At 59.9% G+C, this 19,562-nt stretch carries 12 protein-coding genes; 1 reads left to right on the plus strand and 11 read right to left on the minus strand.

Annotated elements, in window-relative coordinates; all coding sequences use genetic code 11:
- The first annotated feature begins 134 nt into the window (after positions 1 to 134).
- Positions 135 to 1,232: a polysaccharide pyruvyl transferase CsaB gene (gene csaB / locus HMPREF0908_RS07370; RefSeq protein ID WP_006690854.1), complete on the plus strand. Its 1,098-nt coding sequence runs from the start codon at positions 135 to 137 to the stop codon at positions 1,230 to 1,232.
- A gap of 352 nt (positions 1,233 to 1,584) precedes the next feature.
- On the opposite strand, the gene aepY is transcribed toward csaB, so the two are convergent.
- From aepY to aepX, 11 genes are read right to left on the minus strand one after another with little or no spacing between them, the layout of a single operon-like run.
- The gene (gene aepY / locus HMPREF0908_RS07375) at positions 1,585 to 2,691 is read right to left on the minus strand and encodes a phosphonopyruvate decarboxylase (RefSeq protein WP_006690855.1); all 1,107 of its coding nucleotides are present in this window, start codon (positions 2,689 to 2,691) and stop codon (positions 1,585 to 1,587) included.
- Entirely contained in the window at positions 2,688 to 4,859 is a 2,172-nt protein-coding gene (locus tag HMPREF0908_RS07380) for a sulfatase-like hydrolase/transferase (RefSeq protein WP_006690856.1), read from the minus strand. The genes aepY and HMPREF0908_RS07380 overlap by 4 nt, the downstream gene beginning before the upstream one ends.
- 1 nt (position 4,860) lies before the next feature.
- Positions 4,861 to 6,990, minus strand: coding sequence for a sulfatase-like hydrolase/transferase (locus HMPREF0908_RS07385; RefSeq protein ID WP_006690857.1), 2,130 nt, complete (start codon positions 6,988 to 6,990; stop codon positions 4,861 to 4,863).
- 14 nt (positions 6,991 to 7,004) lie between these two features.
- Complete coding sequence (locus tag HMPREF0908_RS07390) at positions 7,005 to 9,152, minus strand: sulfatase-like hydrolase/transferase (protein ID WP_006690858.1); 2,148 nt, start codon at positions 9,150 to 9,152, stop codon at positions 7,005 to 7,007.
- Between the two features lie 30 nt (positions 9,153 to 9,182).
- Complete coding sequence (locus tag HMPREF0908_RS07395) at positions 9,183 to 11,336, minus strand: sulfatase-like hydrolase/transferase (protein ID WP_006690859.1); 2,154 nt, start codon at positions 11,334 to 11,336, stop codon at positions 9,183 to 9,185.
- 1 nt (position 11,337) lies between these two features.
- Complete coding sequence (locus HMPREF0908_RS07400) at positions 11,338 to 13,443, minus strand: sulfatase-like hydrolase/transferase (protein WP_006690860.1); 2,106 nt, start codon at positions 13,441 to 13,443, stop codon at positions 11,338 to 11,340.
- A gap of 16 nt (positions 13,444 to 13,459) precedes the next feature.
- Positions 13,460 to 15,616 (minus strand): sulfatase family protein, encoded by a 2,157-nt coding sequence (locus tag HMPREF0908_RS07405; protein ID WP_006690861.1) that lies wholly within the window; start codon positions 15,614 to 15,616, stop codon positions 13,460 to 13,462.
- A gap of 41 nt (positions 15,617 to 15,657) precedes the next feature.
- Positions 15,658 to 16,752 (minus strand): 2-aminoethylphosphonate aminotransferase, encoded by a 1,095-nt coding sequence (locus tag HMPREF0908_RS07410; protein WP_006690862.1) that lies wholly within the window; start codon positions 16,750 to 16,752, stop codon positions 15,658 to 15,660.
- A gap of 3 nt (positions 16,753 to 16,755) precedes the next feature.
- Positions 16,756 to 17,463: a class I SAM-dependent methyltransferase gene (locus HMPREF0908_RS07415; protein ID WP_006690863.1), complete on the minus strand. Its 708-nt coding sequence runs from the start codon at positions 17,461 to 17,463 to the stop codon at positions 16,756 to 16,758.
- 6 nt (positions 17,464 to 17,469) lie between these two features.
- Positions 17,470 to 18,177: a class I SAM-dependent methyltransferase gene (locus tag HMPREF0908_RS07420; protein ID WP_006690864.1), complete on the minus strand. Its 708-nt coding sequence runs from the start codon at positions 18,175 to 18,177 to the stop codon at positions 17,470 to 17,472.
- Positions 18,178 to 18,209: 32 nt separating this feature from the next.
- Positions 18,210 to 19,505, minus strand: a complete 1,296-nt coding sequence (gene aepX, locus HMPREF0908_RS07425) for a phosphoenolpyruvate mutase (RefSeq protein WP_006690865.1) — start codon at positions 19,503 to 19,505, stop codon at positions 18,210 to 18,212.
- Positions 19,506 to 19,562 lie beyond the last annotated feature (57 nt).

Below are 19,562 nucleotides of genomic sequence, written 5' to 3' on the forward strand. Positions count from 1 at the left end.
AAGCAATCCCCTCGCAGAACGTCTCGTTACGCAAGCGGTCGTGTACTTCACTAGAGTTCGCTTGGGGATTGCCTGTGCCTTATCATAGGGAAAATGGCAGGAATGGGAAAACGGAACGGAGGGCGCTTTACCTGATGAAGCGGATCGTTGTATCCGGGTACTACGGTGCAAAGAACGCGGGCGATGAGGCCATGCTCGCGGCGATGCTGGAGGTGCTCGGAGATTTGGACCCGGAACTTCATATCACAGTCATCTCAGCCAACCCTGCCGACACCGAGCGGCGCCACGGCGTCCATGCGGTCGGCTCGCTTGACGCGCGCGGAATCTTCCGCGCTGTGCGCCATGCCGACCTCCTCATCAGCGGCGGCGGCAGCCTCCTCCAGAACGTCACGAGCCGCCGCAGCCTTTACTACTACATGGCGGTCATCCTGCTCGCCCTTCTCCTCGGCAAGCGTACCATGCTCTATGCACAGGGGATCGGCCCCGTCACGGGGAAATTTGCCTGCCGCTGCATGCGCTGGCTCGGCAACCGCGTCTCCCTCATCACCGTGCGTGATGAGGGCTCCATGGCGGAGCTGCGCCGCCTCGGCATCCGCCGCCCGCCGATGGAGTGCACCGCCGACCCCGTGCTCGGCATCCATCCCGTCGGACGTGAGGCAGGGCGTGCTATTCTAGCTGCCTGCGCGGCAGACGGGGCACGTCCCGTCGTCGGCATCTCCGTGCGCGACTGGCAGGGTTGGCAGCACTACAAGGAAATTCTCGCTGAGATCAGCGATGCCATCGTCCGCGAGCTCGATGCGCGCGTCGTCTTTCTCCCCATGCAGTACCCCGAGGACGTGCGGACGGCGGAGACCGTCGCTGCATGGACCAAGGAGGACTGCACTGTCCTCACAGGCGAGTATACGACGGCCGAGCTCCTCTCCCTCGTCGCGAACATGGACCTCATGATCGGCGTGCGCCTGCATGCCCTCATCTTTGCAGGTGTCATGGGCGTCCCCATGATCGGCATCTCTTACGATCCCAAGGTTGACCGTTTCCTGCGCTCCATCGGGGAAAAGCCTGTCAACGACCTGCAGGACATCACTACCGTGAGCGTCCTCAAGGAAGTCCGCCGCAAATGGGCGGCACGCAGCGAATTTACCGCGGCGAACGCCGACCTCCTCGCACAGATGCGCAGCCTCGCCGCACGCAACGCCGAACTCGCTGTGGGACTGATCAGCGGGAAAAAGTAATGTTGTATTTTCCGCTTGTCAATGGGGGAGATTGTTGCTATAATAAGAAAAGAAAGAACGCCCCGGCGGCGCCTTTCCAAGCATAACGAATTATTTTTTAAGATAACCGCACGACTTGTCAGGGACGGCGGTTATTTCTTTTGGGTTATTGCGAGTATATAGCCAGTTGCTGCGACAAGCAATACGATAGCGTCAGCTTCCGTCATCTCACTCACCCCCTTTCGGGGGAAAGACACCGCCTCTTTGCTGGGACGTTCCACTTGATTATCAATAAAATTACTTAAAAAAGCAAACAAAAATTCTTATATTAAAAGAGCACTGCACCGGTGATTCGCCAATGCAGTGCCCTTTTTTATCCCCGCATCAGAGCTTCCTTATTCTCTGTCGGCGTTGTCGTTGGACGGCCGAGATCGTCGCGCGAGCCGATGGCGGTGCGCACCTCGAGGAAGGTGAGCACATCGCTCCTCTGCACGGCAGGGAGTACCTGCGCGAGTTCTGCCGCATCCGCCGCTGTCTGCACCAGGCGGTAGCCGACGGCACGCGCGACGGCGGGGAAGTCCACGGTATGTGCCGCTGTCGGCGCGCCGCCGACGCTCTCATGCGCCTCGTTGTTGAGGAGGACGTGCACGACATTCGGCGGAGCGGCGGCACCGATGGTCGCCATCGCGCCCATGTGCATGAGGGCTGCCCCGTCTCCGTCAAGGATAAAGATGCGCTGTGACGGGCGGTGGAGGGCAATGCCGAGAGCAATCGCCCCCGCGTGCCCCATCGAGCCGACGGTGAGAAAGTCATGGGCGTGATCCTCGCCGCGTGCCGCGCGCAGCTCAAAGAGCTCACGTCCCGTCTTGCCCGTGGTCGCGACGACGACGGCGCCCTGTGCCGCATCGAGGATTTGCGCGATGGCATCCTCGCGCCGCAGGGGATTCCCATTTGCGTATTTGTGTTTCGGATGTGTGAGCGCCCCCTTTCGGACGAGGAGCGCGCATTGCCCGCCGGCAGCGAGATGCGGGCGCAGGTTTTCCATCCATGCGGCGACATCCTCTGCGCGCGACGCTTCCGTGAGCACCATCGTTTTGACGCCCATCGTCTCGAGGAGCGGCAGCGTGAGACGCCCCTGGACGAGATGCTGCGGCTCATCATGGAGATCCGGCTCGCCGCGCCAGCCGATGACAAAGATGCACGGGATGCCGTAGACCTCCTCGTGGAGGAGGGAGAGCAGGGGATTGACAATGTTGCCGAGCCCGCTGTTCTGCAGGTAGACGAGCGGCACCTTGCCCGCTGCGAGGTGATAGCCCGCCGCGAGTGCCGCCGCATTCCCCTCATTCGCCGCGATGATGTGCGACGGACTGTTCGCCCCATAGGTATCCATCAGGCAGTCGACGAGGGGGCGCAGCTTTGAGTCGGGCACGCCTGTGAAGAACTCCGCTCCGAGGGCGGTGATGAGATCGTTCGCGTTCATAGATGCTCCTTTGTACTGCTTCCAAACCACTCAGGTCTCGCCTCGCGCATCGCAGGCCAGAACTCCCCGTTGTTTGCGATCGCGCGGGCAATGCTGCGCGCACGCGGGTAGAAGAATGCGCGCAGTTCCGCGCTGTCGACGGCGCAGTCCTCCTCGAGCTCGTGGGTGCGCGGATAAATCCCCACACGCGCATCTGCAAAATTCACCGTACCGTCCTCGTCGACCTTCTCCTGCGTCTCAAGGCGCAGCGCAAAGTCATGGGTGCGTACGGCGAGCTTATACGTCTGTCCCGGGAACATCGACATACTATATACAGCGTCGCGTTCTTTTCCGCCAAAGACCGCCGGCAGATTGCCGTCGATGTCTTCTGCCGCGGGGAAACCGCAGAGCGCACCGAGTGTCGGATAGAGATCCGCCGAGCTGGTCAGCTCGTCTACGATGCGCCCCTCGGGGACACCGGCACCGCGCATCATCCAGAGGGCACGCGTTGAGTTCTCGGCAATCACGTCCATCACGCCGTTCACGGGCGCGCTGAAGATCGAGTTGCCGTGGTCGGAGTAGACGCTGACGAGATATTCTTCCTCCGCGTAGTGCTCCTCGATGTAGGTGAGGAGCTGCGCCAGATTGCGGTCCACGCGGCGAAGACTCTGCCAGAACTGCTCCTGATAGATCTTGAGCTTGGGCAGGCGTACACTGGCGATATGCTCATCAGTATCAAACAGGCGCTCTGAGAGCGGCAAATGCGTTTCCACCGCAGGGTGAAATTTGAACCCCTTGGCATTCCACGGATGCACGTCCGCGACGTGCAGATGGAGGAACTGATCCGTCTCATCGAACGCCTCGAGCTGCATGATGGTGCGGTCAACTGCCTCAGCAGAGAGGAGCTTCCACCCAGTGGTATTCAGCTGATCGTAGCCGCGCAGTGTGCCGCTGTAGATGGGGTCCGCTGCCCCCATCGGGGCGGCGGCATAGTAGCCGAGATCCGTCATGCACTCCGAGAGGGTCATCATATCGAGCGGAAGTTCGTGGCTGTTCCTCTCGTTGAATACCTGTGTATGGATCGGATAGCGTCCCGTCTCGATCACGGGGAGGGATGGATAGGTGCACTCCGATGTGGAGAAATGCTGGTCGAAGATCGTGCCGCGCGCGAAGAAGTGTGCGATGTTCGGCATCGCATCGGGAAAGTGCGTGCGCGCGATATTCCACGCGAGCCCGTCGATGAGAATATTCAGCACGAGTTTTCGCCGCGCGGGGCTGTGCCCAAGGCGGATCGGCGTGCCGACAGCATAGACGGCATCAGAGGCAGACGTGATCTCGGTCGTCTCCGTGAGGCGGAACTGACTGAACGCCCACTTGCCGAGATAGGCGGATGCCGGCGGCTGGGACTTGGATGCGATGGTCAGCTCCTGCAGGGGCTCCGTCCCCGCGATGGGGAGAATGACCTCCGCCCCCTCCGGCACTTCGATCGTCACACGGCCGCGTACCTCTTGTGCCCTTTGCAGACAGAACGGGTAATCCCGCTGCATCCTATCGACGAAGACGTCGGTATGCCGCATTTTCTCGATCAGCTGACTTTGATCCGAGAGGAACGCATTATCGACATAGGCAGCGACCCAGTAGCGTGCACTTCCCTCGGGCGGTGTGAGCGGGAGATACTCTCCTACGAAGGCGTCGAGCTGAAACTCCAGTACATGATCTGCGCCTGCGAGGAAGGCGCGGTTCTGTGTCATCGGGGCACCTGTTCCGATGCCTGCGGCGATGGAGAGCCGGTCAAGACCGTCCTTTCCGCCGCGCATGAGCAGCTCCATGGGAATCTCAGGGGAGAGATAGAGCCCATAGGCATATCCATACATCGTGAGTGCATCGACGGGACGATCCAGCCGGGCGTATGACTCGGCCAACAGCAGCCAGATCTCGCGGTTCACGGGGCGCTTTCGGTAGGCGCGTTCCGCGCATACCGCCGCATTCTCCGCATCCCCGTGATGGAGGAGATACTTCGCCGCGAAGATATCCGCGCGCTCACTCGTGGGCGCTGCCTCCCGATAGGCGGCGAGCTGCATGAGAAAGTTGTCGTCGTAGGCATCCTGCTCCGACCGCGCGAGAAGATCATAAAAGAGCGCAGAAGCCTGTTCGTTGTTGTGCCAGAATACGCGGTTGTCTTCGTTCATCTCATGACTCCTTCAGCGGAGAGAATGTCTCCCCGTTGCTTGCGATTCCCCTTAGAAAATCCCGCGCGCGCGGGTAGAAAAATGCGCGCAGGGCTGGGTCGTCGATTTCATATCCTCTTTCCCGCTCGTGCTCACGCGGATAGATGGCGACGTTTGCTCGAGCGAGATCGACGGTGCCGTCGGTGTGGACCGGTTCCTCTGTTTCGAGGCAGAGCGTATGCGATGCCGAGCGTACCGCGAGAAAGTACGGTTTGCCGGGGTAGAGGGAGTTGCTGAATGAAACATCCCGTCCTGAGCCGCCCAATACGCGCGGGAGTACGCCGTCCACATCGGCATCGCCGGGGAAACCCAGCAGATGCGCTATCGTCGGATGGATGTCTGCCGTGCTGGTCAATTCCTCGGTGATAACCCCCTCGGGAATGCCCGCACCGCGCATCATCCATGCCGTATGGGTCAGCGGGCTGTCCACGATGTAGGGCGTTGGGCTGAAGATGGAGACGCCATGGTCGGAGTAGAGGTTTACGAGGTACTCCTCCGGCGCATAGTGTTCCTCCAGATAGGAAAACAGTGTGCCAAGAGCCCGATCCGTACTGCGCACCCCATAGCGGAACGATGCCTGATTGATGGGGCTCGGACGGAGATAGGGGCTATGCGGCGCGTGAATCTCATCCGTCATACGTGCGGCAAGCGGCAGCGAGGCCTGCACTGTGGCTGCCTGCTGAAAGAGCGGCGCAGGCCATGGGTGGGCATCTGCCGTGTGAAAATAGATGAAGTGATCTGCGTCGGGCATGCCGTCCAGATGACGGATGATGCGCTCTGTCCCCTCGTAGGCAGGCGTACGGTACATCGCGGCGATGAGGCGATCATAGCCGCGCATGCACCCGTCGTACAGCCCCATGCCGAACCCCATCAGCTGTGCCGTTGCATAGCCGTGATCCCGTGCACGCTCCGAGATCGTTGCGATGTCAGGGGACAGCGCAACGGGAATCTTGTCGTGGAACATCTTGCTGTGGTGTGGATAGAGCCCGGTCTCGATGGTCGCCAGCGACGGATAGGTGTATTCGGAGGCAGAGAATTGCTGATTGAAGATCAGTCCGCGCGCGAAAAAGCGTGCTGTCTGCGGCATCATCTCTGCGAAGCAGCTGCCGACGATCTCCCAGGGGAGCGCATCGACGAGGATGTTCAGTACCAGACGACGGCGTCTCGGATGATGCCCAATCTGGATCGGGGGGCCGACGAGAAACGCATGATCTGAGGAGAAGTCGGTCGTCTCACGAAGCCGATAGAAATTGGGCGTGGCAACATTCAGCCAGCCGGGCTCGTCGACCGATGCGGAGCGCACGTGGATCTGCTGTGGCTGGCACACGCCGACAGCGGGGAGCACGGTGCCGATGATGGGGAGGACGACCTCCTGTCCGGGAGCAAGCTCGATATGTGCTGCACCGGGGGCACGCTGCGCGCGCATCAGATCAAAGACAAAGTCTCCTGCGGCGAAGTAACCGACGCCCTGTGCATCACGAATGTTCTTCAGCTGCCATGCCTTATCGCCCTGCTGCCCTTGCTCCGCGTGGACACCGACATAGTAGGCGCAGTGGTGATTTTGGGATGCGGGGAGAAACTCGCCGGCAAAGAGCCCGTCCATCGTGGTGATGCCCGCCTCTGGATCATAGGACGCGCGTGTGGCGAGCGGCACGAACGAAGGATGAGACAGGACGACGGACAGGCGGTCAAGTGCCTCCTGCGTGATCGCTTCATGCGGGTAGTCATCCACCGCGATTGGCACATCGGTGAGCCGGTTGGTGTAGCCCTGCATGAGGAGTGCGTCAGCATAGCGGCCGAGCGCCTTGCAGGCACGCGCGAGCACCTCGAAGATCGGCGCTTGGAGCGGGCGCAGACGAAAGGCGCGTTCCGCGCAGATAACGGCGTTCTCTGCATCTCCATTCGTGAGAAGATACTGCGCCGCGAAGATGTCGGCGTGTGCCGCATCCCCTCCCGCCTCGCGGTACGCGGCGAGCTGCATGAGAAAGTCGTCGTCGTAGGCGTCCTGCTCCGCGCGTGCGAGGAGATCGTAAAAGAGCGCAGAAGCCCGCTCGTTGTTGTGCCAGAATGTGCTGAAATCGTCGCTCATCATATCTCTTTTCTTTGTTAGGGTTGTCCACCGAACCACGTGGGGCGTGCGGCGCGCATGGCGGGCCAGAACTCCCCGTTGTTCGCGATCTCACGGACGAAGTCACGGGCACGCGGGCAGAAGAATGCCCGCAGCTCCGCACTGTCCACGACATAGTTTTCATCGAGCTCATGGCCGCGGGGATAGATCCCCACACGCGCATCTGCGAAATCCACCGTACCGTCCTCATCGACTTTTTCCTGCGTCTCAAGGCGCAGCGCATGGTCGTGGGTGCGCACGGCGAGCTTATAGGTCTGTCCCGGGAACATCGACATACTATATACAGCATCGCGTTCTTTTCCGCCAAAGACCGCCGGCAGATTGCCGTCGATGTCCTCTGCCACGGGGAAGGTGCAGAGCGTCCCGAGCGTCGGATAGAGATCTGCCGAGCTGGTCAGCTCGCTTACGATGTGTCCCTCGGGGACACCCGCACCGCGCATCATCCATACGGCGTGCGTCGCATTTTCGGCGATGACGTCCACACTGCCTTTTACAGGCATGGTAAATACCGAATTCCCATGATCGGAGTAGAGACTGACGAGGATATCGCGTTCGTCAAAGTGCGCCTCAATGTAGGAGAACAGATAACCGAGGTGGCGGTCAACACAGGAAAGGCTGCGCCAAAAATGATCCTGATAGACGGGCAGCTGCGCCAGATGCACACCCGTCACATTTTCATCCACCTCAAAAACGCGCTGTGTCAGTGGGAGGTGGGTTTCTGTCGCCGGGTAGAACTTGAACCCCTTGGGGTTCCATGGGTGAACATCTGCTGTGTGCAGGTAGAGGAACTGATCTGTCTCGTTAAATGCCTCGATCTGGCGGATGGTACGTTCCGCCATATCGGCACTTGGCTGCGTCCATGGCGTTACGTTGAGCGTCCGATAGCCGCGCATGGCCCCGCTGTAGATGCAGTCCGCTGCACCCAGCGGTGCGGCGGTATAGTAGCCGAGATCCGCCATCGACTCCGAGAGCGTCTTGATGTCGAGGGGCAGTTCGTGACTATCGTTCTCGTTAAATACCTGCGTATGCGCCGGATAACGTCCCGTCTCGATGGTCGGCAAAGAGGGATATGTGAATTCCGATACGGAGAAATGCTGATCAAAGATCGTGCCGCGTGCAAAGAAACGGGCGGTATTCGGCATACATTCGGCAAAACATGCACGGATGACGCCCCAGGAAAGTCCATCGACGAGGATGTTCAGCACGAGCTTTCGCCGTGCGGGGCTGTGTCCCAGTGGGATGGGTGTGCCGATGGCGTAAGGGCGGTCATCTGCGGGGGTGATGTGCGCGGATCCCTCCAGACGAAAAAGACTGAACGCCCATTTTCCAAGGTACAGCGGATGGGAGGCTCCTGCATTTGTGATGGTCAGCTTTTGCAGATGGCTTGTGCCCGCGATGGGAACGATGGCGGTTGTTTCTGCCGGAATCTGTATCTCCGATGGACCGCGCACCTCCTCCGCCTGCTGCAGCTGGAACGAAGCGGCGCGGTAGCCGTATGTGCTGAATGCATCCGTATGGCGGTTGTGGTCAAGCATGATGCCCTGGTCGGAGAGATAGTAGTCCGTATAGGATGCCGCCCAAAACCTGGAGTAATGCGGCGGCATGGTGAGAGGGAGCGGCTCGCCGATGAAAAGATCCGTAGAGAACTGGAGTCCCTGTCCTCTGATGACCGCGCGCACCTTTGCCAGGGGAGCACCCTTGCCCATGCCCAGCGCAATCGACAGACGCCCCAACCCCTCGCGGAGCTGATCCTCGTCGAGGTGAAAGGAGAACTGCGGCGCACCGTAGAGACCATAAGCGTATCCCTGCATGATGAGCGCGTCGATCGGGCGGTTCAGTCGTGCATAGAGATCGGCCAGCAGCAGCCAAACTTCGTAGTTGACGGGGCGCTTGCGGTAGGCACGCTCTGCGCAGACCGCCGCATTCTCCGCATCCCCGTGATGGAGCAGGTACTTCGCCGCGAAGATATCCGCGCGCTCACTCGTGGGCTCTGCCTCCCGATAGGCGGCGAGCTGCGCGAGAAAGTCGTCGTCGTAGGCACCACGCTCTGCTCGCGCAAGGAGGTCGTAAAAGAGCGCAGATGCCCGCTCGTTATTGCGCCAGAATATGCTGAAATTGTCGCTCATCGTATCTCTTTCCTTTTTCGGTTGCGCTTTTTAGGGCTGTCCGCCGAACCACTCCGGGCGTGCGGCGCGCATGGCGGGCCAGAACTCCCCGTTGTTCGCGATCTCACGGACGAAGTTACGGGCACGCGGATAGAAGAACGCATTCAAATCCTCTTGGTCAACGGCGCAGCCTGCCTCAAGTTCATGGCCGCGCGGATAGATACCGGCGCGCGTAATCATAAAGTCCACCGTTCCGTCCTCATCGACGGGGTCCTGTGTCTCAGCGCGCATCGTGTGATCGTGGGTGCGCACGGCGAGCTTATACGTCTGCCCCGGATACTGCGATGCACTGTATACCGCGTCGCGCGGCGTACCGCCGAAGACGGCGGGAAGACGTCCGTCAATATCGTCGTTGACGGGGAACCCGCAGAGGTGGCCCAGGGTCGGATAGATGTCCACCGTGCTCGTAAGGTCGTGAACAACAGTGCCTTCGGGGACGCCCGCACCGCGCATCATCCACGTGGCACTGGTGGAGCGTTCGCTGAGGATGTCGATGCTGCCGCCGATGGTATCACCGAACATGGGAATCCCGTGATCCGAGTACAGGTTGATGAGGTACTCATCCTCGTTAAAATGCTGCTCCAGATAGGAGAACAGCAGCCCAAGCGTGCGATCCGTCTGCCGCATCTGCTCCAGATACTGCTCCTGATAGATGCGGAGATTGGGCAGACGGACACTCGCTACATCAGAGTCATGCGGGAAGAACCGTTCCGCAAGCGGCAGGTGTGCCTCAACGGCAGTATCGCACTTGAACCAGCGTGCATTGTACGGATGCACATCCAGCAGATAGAGGAAGAGGAACTGATCGGTCTCGTCAAAGGCGTCGATGTGGCGGAGGACGGAGTCCACGCCAACCGCCGTGTGCAGCGTCCATCCGGCGGCGATGACACGGTCGAACCCGCGCAGCAGACCGTGTGCGATCCCCTGTGTCGTCGCCATGGGGGCAGCGCAGTGGTAGCCGAGTCCTTTCATCCGCTCTGCGATGGTCGGCATGCGGAGCGGCAGCTCGTATCCGACGCGCAGATTAAATATATTTGTATGATGCGGATAGTATCCGGTCTCGATGGCGGGGTAGGCGGGCAGGGTATACTCAGAGCTCGAGAACTGCTGATCAAAGATTGTTCCGCGCGAGAAGAAACGCATGATGTTCGGCAGATGTGTCTCTGCATAGGGGCGTGCGATGGCCCATGACAGCGCATCGACAAAGATGCTCAGGACGAGCTTTCTGCGCCGCGGGCTGTGCCCCAGGCGGATCGGCGTGCCGACGGTATAGGGGCTGTCCGCAGGGGCATGCAGGGTGGCATTTTCACTGAAGCGAAAGAAATTAAACGACCATTTGCCCAGACAGGTTTCCTGTGTGCCGTCGGATGCCGTTGTTACGGCGAGCGGCTGCTCCGGTGCCGTGCCCGCGATGGGGATGATCGCCTCCTCCCCCGGCGGAAGCTGGATGGACACCGTGCCGCGGACCTCCTGCGCCTTTTGCAGATCGAAGAAGAAGTCGTGGTAGCCATGACGACTGAAGGAACGCTCATGCCGCAGATCGGTCAGCACATGACTCTGATCCGACAGACAGGCATTCTCGGCGTAGATCCCACCCCAAAAGGAGGCGCTTCCCTCCGGCATGGTGAGGGGGAGTGCCTCACCGACAAATATATCGGGACGAAATAAAAGCTCCCCGTTTTCCACGTAGGCACGGCTCGTGGCAGTCGGTATATTGAGGCATGTTCCCATGGCGAGGGAGAGCCGATCCAGTGCCTCTGTCAGCGATGGTGATCCCATATCCAGCGATGGCATCGGCGCGCCGTAAAGGCCGTAGAGATGGCCCTGCATGGCGGCCGCATCGCTTTCGCGGCCGAGGGCCTTATCGGCGGCGGCGAGGAGCTTCCAGATCTCGGCGTTGAGCGGGCGCTTTGCGCGGGCACGTTCTGCGCATACGGCGGCGTTTTCCGCATCGCCGTGATGGAGCAGGTACTTCGCCGCAAAGATATCGGCGCGCTCACTCGCGGGTGCTGCCTCACGATAGGCGGCGAGCTGCATGAGAAAATCGTCGTCGTAGGCATTACGCTCTGATCGTGCGAGGAGATCATAAAAGAGCCCCTGCGCGTGCTCATCATTGTACCAGAATATGCTGAAATCGTCGTTCATCTCATGCCTCCTTTGGCGGCGGGAATATCTCCCCATTGCTTGCGATGCCCATTAGGAAATCCCGCACACGCGGATAGAAGAAGGCTCTCAGCGCGGGATCGTCAATTTCACGCCCCGCGAGTCCCTCCTCGCCGCGTGGATAGCATGCTGTGACAGCACGCGCGAGATCCACCGTCCCATTCGGCAGGAGAGCATCTGTTGACTCGAGGTGAAATGTATGCTCTCGCGTGCGTGCACGCAGGCAGTAGGTACGCCCAGGGTAGAGCGAGTTGCTGAACGCGATCTCACGTCCGCTGCCGCCAAAGATCTGCGGAAGGACCCCATCCACATGTTCTCCGACAGGGAAATGGAGAAGATGTGCGAGTGTCGGATAGATGTCCACCGTGCTGGTCATTTCGCTCACCGTGATCCCCGCGGGAACGCCTGCCCCGCGCATCATCCATGCAGTGTGTGTCATGTCCGGACTGACGATGTAGTGGTGCTTGCTGAATATGGGAACACCATGGTCGGAGTATAGACTGACGAGGTATTCATCCGGTGTGTAGTGCTGCTCCAGATAGGAAAAGAGTGTGCCGAGCGCCCGGTCGAGATCACGGATGCCCTGGATATAGGCAGCCATGCTCAGTTTCGTGGACTGAAGATAGGGACTGGGAGAGTTGCTCCTTGCCCCCGACAGACGTTCCTCGAGCGGCAGACGTGCCTGCGTGCTCGCAGTGATCTGAAAGCGCGGATAAGGCCATGGATGCGCATCCAATGTGTGCAGGTAGATGAAATGATCGGCGTCGCGCAGCCCCTCCAAATAACGGATGGTTCGTTCCGCAGCCTCGTAGGCGAACAGGTGATAGGGAGCGATCACAAGCCGGTCAAAGCCACGCGTTGCCCCGTTATAGATACCGCTGCCCTCCCCCATGAGATTCGCCGTGGCATATCCGCATGTACGCATGCGCTCGGAGAGCGGGATATATTCAGGGTTGAGGAGGACGGCAAGCGTATCGTTGAAGATCTGATTGTGGTGCGGATACATCCCCGTTTCAATGGTCGAGAGAGACGGATAGGTATACTCCGATGCGGAGAAGTGTTGATCGAAGATCGTTCCCTGCGCGAAGAAGCGGGCCGTATTCGGCATCCATTCGGCAAAGTGAGTACGCACGACCTCCCATGAGAGTGCATCGGCGAGGATGTTCAGCACGAGCGGCCGGCGCGTCGAGCTGTGCCCGATTGCGATCGGTGCACCGACGAGAAAATCATGATCCGAGGACAGATGGGTGTCTTCGCACAGACGGAAAAAATTCGGTGTTGCGGGCGCAAGAGGCGTGTCCTGATCCACCGATGAGGTCTTTATATGGAGATTTTGAAAGGCTGATACGCCGATGATGGGGAGAACGGTCTCTCCTGTGCAGTGAAGCTCGGCGTACCCGGGAGCACGGCTGGCGCGAATGAGTTCATAGGTGAACCCTCCGCCGACATTGTAGGCAAACCCAGCCGCACCCTGAATCGTCTGCAGCAGCCATGCTTTGTCCCCCTGCTGTTCCTGCTCGGTATATGCAGCAACGTAGTAGGGCGGGTGTGAAGCGTGCGGTGCGGGAATGTATTCACCCGCAAAAACGCCTTCGGATGCGCAGAGACCATGTTCCCCATCGCAGCTGATACGGCTGAATGCCAGCGGGGCAAATGATGGTGAGCCCATGGCAACGGACAGGCGATCGAGCACCTCGGGGGTCAGCGCACTGCGCGGAATATCCGTCGGGAGCGTGAGCGGACGGTTCAGCAGCTTCGCCGTGTACGCCTGCATGACAAGCGCATCGGCATAGCGTGCCGTCGCTGTGTACGCACGGCGAAGCACTGCCCAGACCGCAGGCTCGACAGAGCGCAGGCGAAAGGCACGTTCCGCGCAGATGACGGCGCTTTCTGCCTCTCCATTTGCGAGAAGATGCTGCGCGGCGAAGATGTCGGCGTGTGCGGCATCCCCTCCCGCCTCCCGATAGGCGGCGAGCTGCATGAGGAAGTCGTCGTCGCAGGCATCCTGCTCCGCACGTGCGAGGAGATCATAAAAGAGCGCAGAAGCCTGCTCGTTATTGCGCCAAAATGTGCTGAAATCGTCGCTCATAATATCTCTTTTCCTTTTAGAGCTGTCCGCCGAACCACGTGGGGCGTGCAGCACGCATCGCGGGCCAGAACTCCCCGTTGTTTGCGATCTCGCGGACGAAGTCACGGGCACGCGGATAGAAGAATTTCCGCAGATCCGCACTATCCTCAGCATAGTTCTCATCGAGCTCATGGCCGCGCGGGTAGATCCCCACACGTGCATCGGTGAAATCCACCGTGCCGTCCTCGTCGAGCACTTCACGCGTCTCCAGACGAAGTACGTGCCCGTGGTTTCGCACGGCGAGCTTATACGTCTGCCCCGGGAACATTGACATGCTGTATGCTGCGTCGCGGACTGTACCCCCGAAGACGGCGGGAAGACGGCCGTCAATATCGTCATTGACAGGGAATCCGCAGAGGTGCCCCAGGGTCGGATAGATGTCCACCGTACTCGTGAGGTCGTGGACGATGCGTCCCTCAGGCACACCTGCACCGCGCATCATCCACGCGGCGCAGGTAGAATTCTCTGAGATGACGTCCACCGCGCCAGTGTTATTGCGGTTGAAAATGGAAACTCCGTGATCCGAGTATAGATTGACAAGATACTCATCCTCGTTAAAATGCTGCTCCAGATAGGAAAGCAGCTGCCCAAGATTGCGGTCAACCTGCCTGATCCGTTCCAGATATTGCTCCTGATGGATGTATAGACTTGGGAGACGCACGGCGGCGGCAGGCGCTTTTTGGTTGAAGATGCGCTCTGCGAGCGGAATGTGCGTCTCAACCGCCGTGTCAAACTTAAAATCAAGGGCATCGTATGGGTGCGCGTCATTGATGTGCAGGAAGAGAAACAGATCGGCCTCGTCGAATGCCGTGAGATGTCGAATGGCCGAGTCCACGGCATTGACGGAGTTCAGTGTCCAGCCGGTGGCGATCAGACGGTCGAAACCGCGCATTACGCCATGGGAAACACCATGGGTGGAGGCAAGTGGTGCAGCACAGTAGTAGCCCTGTGCCTTCATCTGCTCGGCTATTGTCGTCATGTGGAGCGGGAGCTCATAGCCTGCCTTCTCGTTGAAGATCTGTGTATGATGCGGATAGTATCCTGTCTCAATGGCGGGATGCGCCGGCAGGGTGTACTCCGAGGTCGAAAAATGTTGGTCGAAGATGACTCCGCGTGAAAAGAAACGCATGACGTTCGGCAGATGTGTCGCTGCATAGGAGCGTGCAGCCGCCCAGGACAGGCCATCGACGAAGAGGTTCAGGACGAGCTTTCTCCGCTGCGGGTCGTGTCCGAGGCGGATCGGTGTTCCAACGGCATAAGGAGCATCCTCGGAGGCGTGCAGTGTGGCACTCTCACTGAAACGGAAGAAGCTGAATGCCCATTTACCGAGATAGGCTTCCTTTATTCCGAGGGACTCCGTCGTTACGGAGAGCGGCTGATTGATGACCGTCCCTGCGATGGGGAGGATCGCCTCCTCCCCTGGAGGGAGCTCGATCTTCGCCGTCCCGCGTACCTCTGTCGCCTTCTGCAGGTCAAAGAGGAAATCGCGGTGTCCGTAGCCGATGAACGATTCCTGATGGCGCAGACCCTCCATCAGGCGGCTGTGGTCTGACAGAAACGCATTTTCCGTATAGACGGCACTCCAAAACCGTGCACTGCCGGCGGGCATAGTGAGCGGGAGTGCCTCACCAAGAAAGACGTCATGGCGGAAACAGAGTGCACCGTTTTCCACATAGGCACGACTTTCCGATGTGGGTGCATACAGGCTGTGCCCTAGCGCAATGGTGAGACGTCCCAGTCCCTCCTGCAGATTGGACGGTGTCAGGCTCAGTGCAAGTTTCGGTGCTTGGTAAAGCCCGTAGGCAAGTCCCTGCATATCGATAGAATCCATCTCGCGGTAGAGGGCTTTGTAGGCAACGGCGAGGATCTTCCAGATCTCGTAGTTGAGCGGACGTTTTTCGCGGGCACGTTCCGCGCAGACCGCCGCATTCTCCGCGTCACCGTGATGGAGGAGATACTTCGCCGCAAAGATATCCGCGCGCTCACTCGTGGGCGCTTCCTCCCGATACGCGGCGAGCTGCATGAGAAAGGCGTCGTCGTAGGCATCCTGCTCCGACCGTGCGAGGAGATCACAGAAGAGCCCCTGGGCGTGTGCATCGTTGCGCCAGAATATGCTGAAATCGTCGTCCTGCATGGTGGGTCCCTTTCCTCAAAGCCGCGATAGGGCTCCTGTTGCTATGCGTTCAGTGCTTCCTCGAATACGCGGAAGAACGCCGCGATGTCGGGCGCATCGATCGCGCCGAGTGCACACAGGCGGAAGGTCGATGCCGTCTGCATCTTGCCGGGATAGATGGTGTAGCCGCGTTCGTAGCAGTAGTCGTGCACACGGGTAAAATCAAAGTCCGCCGACGGATAGTTGACGGCGACGACGAGTCCTGACTGGATCGCGCGCGGGATGGTCTCGGTGAGCCCCAGACGGGCGATTCCCTCGTGGATGGCGTTGATCGTACGCGTATGGCGTGCCCATTTCTTCGCCTCTCCCTCGGCGAAGTATTCGGCGAGGGCGCGCTTTGCCGCGTATACGGTCTGCACGGGCGGGGTAAAGCGCATTTCGCCCGTCTCCTCGAAGCCCTCGTACTGCATGACGAGGTTCGTATAGTAGGAGCGCACGGGGTAGTCCTTTGCCGCTGTGAGCAGAGATTTCTTGGCGATGACGAAGGAGAGCCCCGTCATCCCCTGGATACCCTTCTGCGCCGAGGACATGCAGACGTCGATGTTCATCTCGTCGGCGGAGAAGGGGATCATGGCATAGGTCGAGATGGTATCGGCGATCATGACCGCGCCATGCGCGTGGGCGAGCGCACCGATCTCGCGTACGGGGTTCAGGATGCCCGTGCCTGTCTCCTGATGCGTCGTGTAGACGGCGGCGATGTCGGTGTTCTCTGCGAGCGTGCTCTCCACCGCATCGAGGTCGGGCAGACCGTCCGCCGGGAAGGTCAGGTTGATGTGCGGCACGGAGTAGGCGCGTGCGACGGCTGCCGCGCGTGCGGAGTAGGCGCCGTTGTTGATGATGAGGAGTCTTTTCCCCGCGGGGACGAGCGAGCTGACGCACGAATCAATGCAGAGCGTGCCCGACCCACAGAAGAGAACGGCCGCCCAGTCCGCCGCATCGGCGTGGACGACCTTCAGGAGGTCGGTGCTGAGCTCGCGCATGAGTTGTCCAAATTCACGCTCACGCGGGCAGATGTCGGGGACGATCTGCGCCATCTTGACGGTGTCCGTCGTGGTCGCAGGTCCCGGGTTGAGGAGGACGTTGCGCTGGATGTTCATGGTTTACTCCCGATACATAAAGCAGTGAAAGACGAACGCGTTGTTCCAGTATCCCTTGAGCTCCATGGAAGGAAATGCGATGCGCAGTCCATGTGCCGATGCGTAGTCGGTAAAGAGGCTGTGTGTGTAGAAGTGCCGCTGCAGATCCTTATACAGCTCGTCGTAGTTGGGAATATTTGCCCGACGGAAGGCAAGGTAGTCTTCGCGTTTTTCAATGTCGTGCAGCCCCATGATGCCGATGGCGCCGCGGCTCTTTTCCCGCATGAGGTCGAGGACATGGACGGCGTAGTCGTCACTGGGGAAATAGGGGAATACGCCGCTGGCAAAGATGGCGTCGTATTTCTGATCGACGGCGATGGCGTCTGCCTCGCCGGCGTATAACTCTACCGGGGATGAGAGCACCGCACGTGCGGTCTCGATGAGCCCCTCGGCGTAGTCCGTTCCGCCGACGGTCATCCCATCGCGCTGCATCAGATAGAGGTTTGCACCTGTCCCGCAGCCGACCTCAAAGACGCTGGAATCATTGGTGAGGCAGAGCAGTTCTTTCGTTTGTGCGTATTCGTCGAGGAAGGCATCCAGTGAGATGCCTTCCCCCATCACGTCGTAACCGTTGAGGCGCTTGAGTTCGAGGAAAGTGTCCTCCCAGTTCCCCGACAGCTTGCCCGTGCCGGGCTTTCTGCGGTTCCAAATCTCTCTCCATTTGTTGTCCATGGCGACCTACTTTCGATACAGAAATACGTTAAAGACGAACGGTGTATTCCAGTACCCTTCCATCTCGATGGCGGGGTACTCGATCCTGAGGTTGTGCGAACGGGCAAAGTCCGCGAAGAAGCTGCGGCGGTAGAAGAGCTTGCTGAGTCCTTTGTAGCGCTCGTCATAGTCGGGGATTGCCGCGCGGCGGTAGGCGAGGAAATCCTCTTTCTTCGCTGCGTCGTGCAGGTCGATGAGGCCAATCGCTCCCGCTGCCTTTTCGAGCATCCGCGTGAGCACGCGCTCCGCGAATGCCTCGTCAGGAAAGTAGGAGAAGACGCTGTTGGAGAGTGCCGCATCGTAGTTCAGCGTTGTGTCAAAGGCGTCTGCCTCGCCGCACGTGAGCTCCCGTGCCTCGGGAAGCACGCCGCGTGCCGCCTCGACGAGAGCTGCAGAGTAGTCCGTGCCGCCGACGGCAATGCCGTCACGCTGCAGGAGATAGAGGTTCGCGCCCGCCCCGCAGCCGACGTCGAAGACACTCATCCCTGCTGTGAGGTGCAGCAGCTCCTTGATGCGCTGTGCCTGCATGAGGAGAGAATCGAGCGGTATGCCGCCGTCCATGACGTCGAAGCCGTTCATGCGCTTGAGCTCGAGGAAGATATCCTGCCAGCTGCCCGAGAGGGCAGCTTTGTTTGCGTGCCGTCGGTTCCAAACGTCTTTCCACTTGTTGTCCATGTGACCTTCCTTCCATACAGATGACGCAGCGCTCAGACGACCTCGATCAGTCGGATGATGTCCTTGATCGGCAGGAGCTCCTTGTCGATCTCGTGGGCGCGGTGATGGACGAGGATGGAGCGTGCCGCATTCTCCATAGAGGGGAATGCCGCGCGCGTGAGCTGGTTGGCGTAGATGACGATGCGGACGCCATGTGCCGAGAGTTCCGCCTCCGTGATCGTGTTGTAGGAGGAGGGGACGGCGACGATGGGGACGTCCGGGTGGCTCGCGTGGAAGGCGTCGCAGAACGCGATGACCTCATCGGGTGATTTGGCGCGCGAGTGGATCATGATGGCGTCTGCACCCGCCGCGACGTACGCTTCGGCGCGTGCGAGGGCATCCTCCTGCCCCTTTTCGAGGATCAGGCTCTCGATGCGCGCGATGATCATGAACTCCTCCGTGCGCTGTGCCGATTTGCCTGCCGCGATCTTTTCGGAGAAATTTTCGATCGTGTCCTGCGTCTGCGCGACCTCCGTGCCGAAGAGGGAGTTGCGCTTTGCGCCCGTCTTGTCCTCGACGATGACGGCGGAAACGCCGATGCGCTCAAGGGTGCGGACGTTGTAGGCGAAGTGTTCTGCCGTTCCGCCCGTGTCCATGTCGAGGATGATGGGTTTCGTCGTGACGTCCATGACCTCGTTGATGGTCTGGATGCGGTCGGAGAGGTCGACGAGCTCGATGTCGGGCTTGCCGCGTGAGGTCGAGTCACAGAGACTGGAGACCCACATGGCGTCGAACTGGTCGAGGCCGCCGTCATTCTCGACGATGGTTTTCTCCGCGATCAGTCCCGTGAGGCCGTTGTGCACCTCGATGGTCTTGACGATGGGGACAATATCGAGGAGACGGCGCAGACGGCCGCGGCGCGCCTCGGGCATAGCGAGCTGCTCGCGCATCTGCCAGTCGATCTTGCGCACCTCGTCATTATAGGTATAGGATGGTTCGATCAGTTTTCCGCCGTAGCGCGCGAGCGCCGCGAGGACGTTCTTGCGGATGGCGGACTCAGGACCCTGCGCCCAGTTGCTCCCGTGGACGACGTAGTCGGGGCGCAGACGGTCCAGTACTTCGTCGTACATGATGTGATCCTGTACGATGACCTCCGCGACCTCGGGCAGCTCGCTGAGCATCGCCATGCGCTCCTCGAGTGTCTTCGTCGGGAAGCGGTTGTAGCGCACCATCTCCGCGTCGGAGAGGACGCCGACAGTGACGCGGCCGAGCTCTGCCGCCGCGCGCAGGAGGTTCTTGTGCCCCGCGTGGATGATGTCCGTGCAGAAGCAGGTGTAGACTTTCTTCATATCTTTCCCTCTATTCCCTGATTTCGTTGGAGGAGTGTTTATGTGTGATCTGACGAG

This window comes from Centipeda flueggei ATCC 43531, assembly GCF_000160695.1.
GTDB lineage: Bacteria > Bacillota > Negativicutes > Selenomonadales > Selenomonadaceae > Centipeda > Centipeda flueggei.

Excerpts from the sequence above, each read along its gene's own strand:
- csaB (WP_006690854.1), top strand. The coding sequence starts at position 135 with ATGAAGCGGATCGTTGTATCCGGGTACTACGGTGCAAAGAACGCGGGC.
- aepY (WP_006690855.1), bottom strand. The coding sequence starts at position 2,691 with ATGAACGCGAACGATCTCATCACCGCCCTCGGAGCGGAGTTCTTCACA.
- HMPREF0908_RS07380 (WP_006690856.1), bottom strand. The coding sequence starts at position 4,859 with ATGAACGAAGACAACCGCGTATTCTGGCACAACAACGAACAGGCTTCT.
- HMPREF0908_RS07385 (WP_006690857.1), bottom strand. The coding sequence starts at position 6,990 with ATGATGAGCGACGATTTCAGCACATTCTGGCACAACAACGAGCGGGCT.
- HMPREF0908_RS07390 (WP_006690858.1), bottom strand. The coding sequence starts at position 9,152 with ATGAGCGACAATTTCAGCATATTCTGGCGCAATAACGAGCGGGCATCT.
- HMPREF0908_RS07395 (WP_006690859.1), bottom strand. The coding sequence starts at position 11,336 with ATGAACGACGATTTCAGCATATTCTGGTACAATGATGAGCACGCGCAG.
- HMPREF0908_RS07400 (WP_006690860.1), bottom strand. The coding sequence starts at position 13,443 with ATGAGCGACGATTTCAGCACATTTTGGCGCAATAACGAGCAGGCTTCT.
- HMPREF0908_RS07405 (WP_006690861.1), bottom strand. The coding sequence starts at position 15,616 with ATGCAGGACGACGATTTCAGCATATTCTGGCGCAACGATGCACACGCC.
- HMPREF0908_RS07410 (WP_006690862.1), bottom strand. The coding sequence starts at position 16,752 with ATGAACATCCAGCGCAACGTCCTCCTCAACCCGGGACCTGCGACCACG.
- HMPREF0908_RS07415 (WP_006690863.1), bottom strand. The coding sequence starts at position 17,463 with ATGGACAACAAATGGAGAGAGATTTGGAACCGCAGAAAGCCCGGCACG.
- HMPREF0908_RS07420 (WP_006690864.1), bottom strand. The coding sequence starts at position 18,177 with ATGGACAACAAGTGGAAAGACGTTTGGAACCGACGGCACGCAAACAAA.
- aepX (WP_006690865.1), bottom strand. The coding sequence starts at position 19,505 with ATGAAGAAAGTCTACACCTGCTTCTGCACGGACATCATCCACGCGGGG.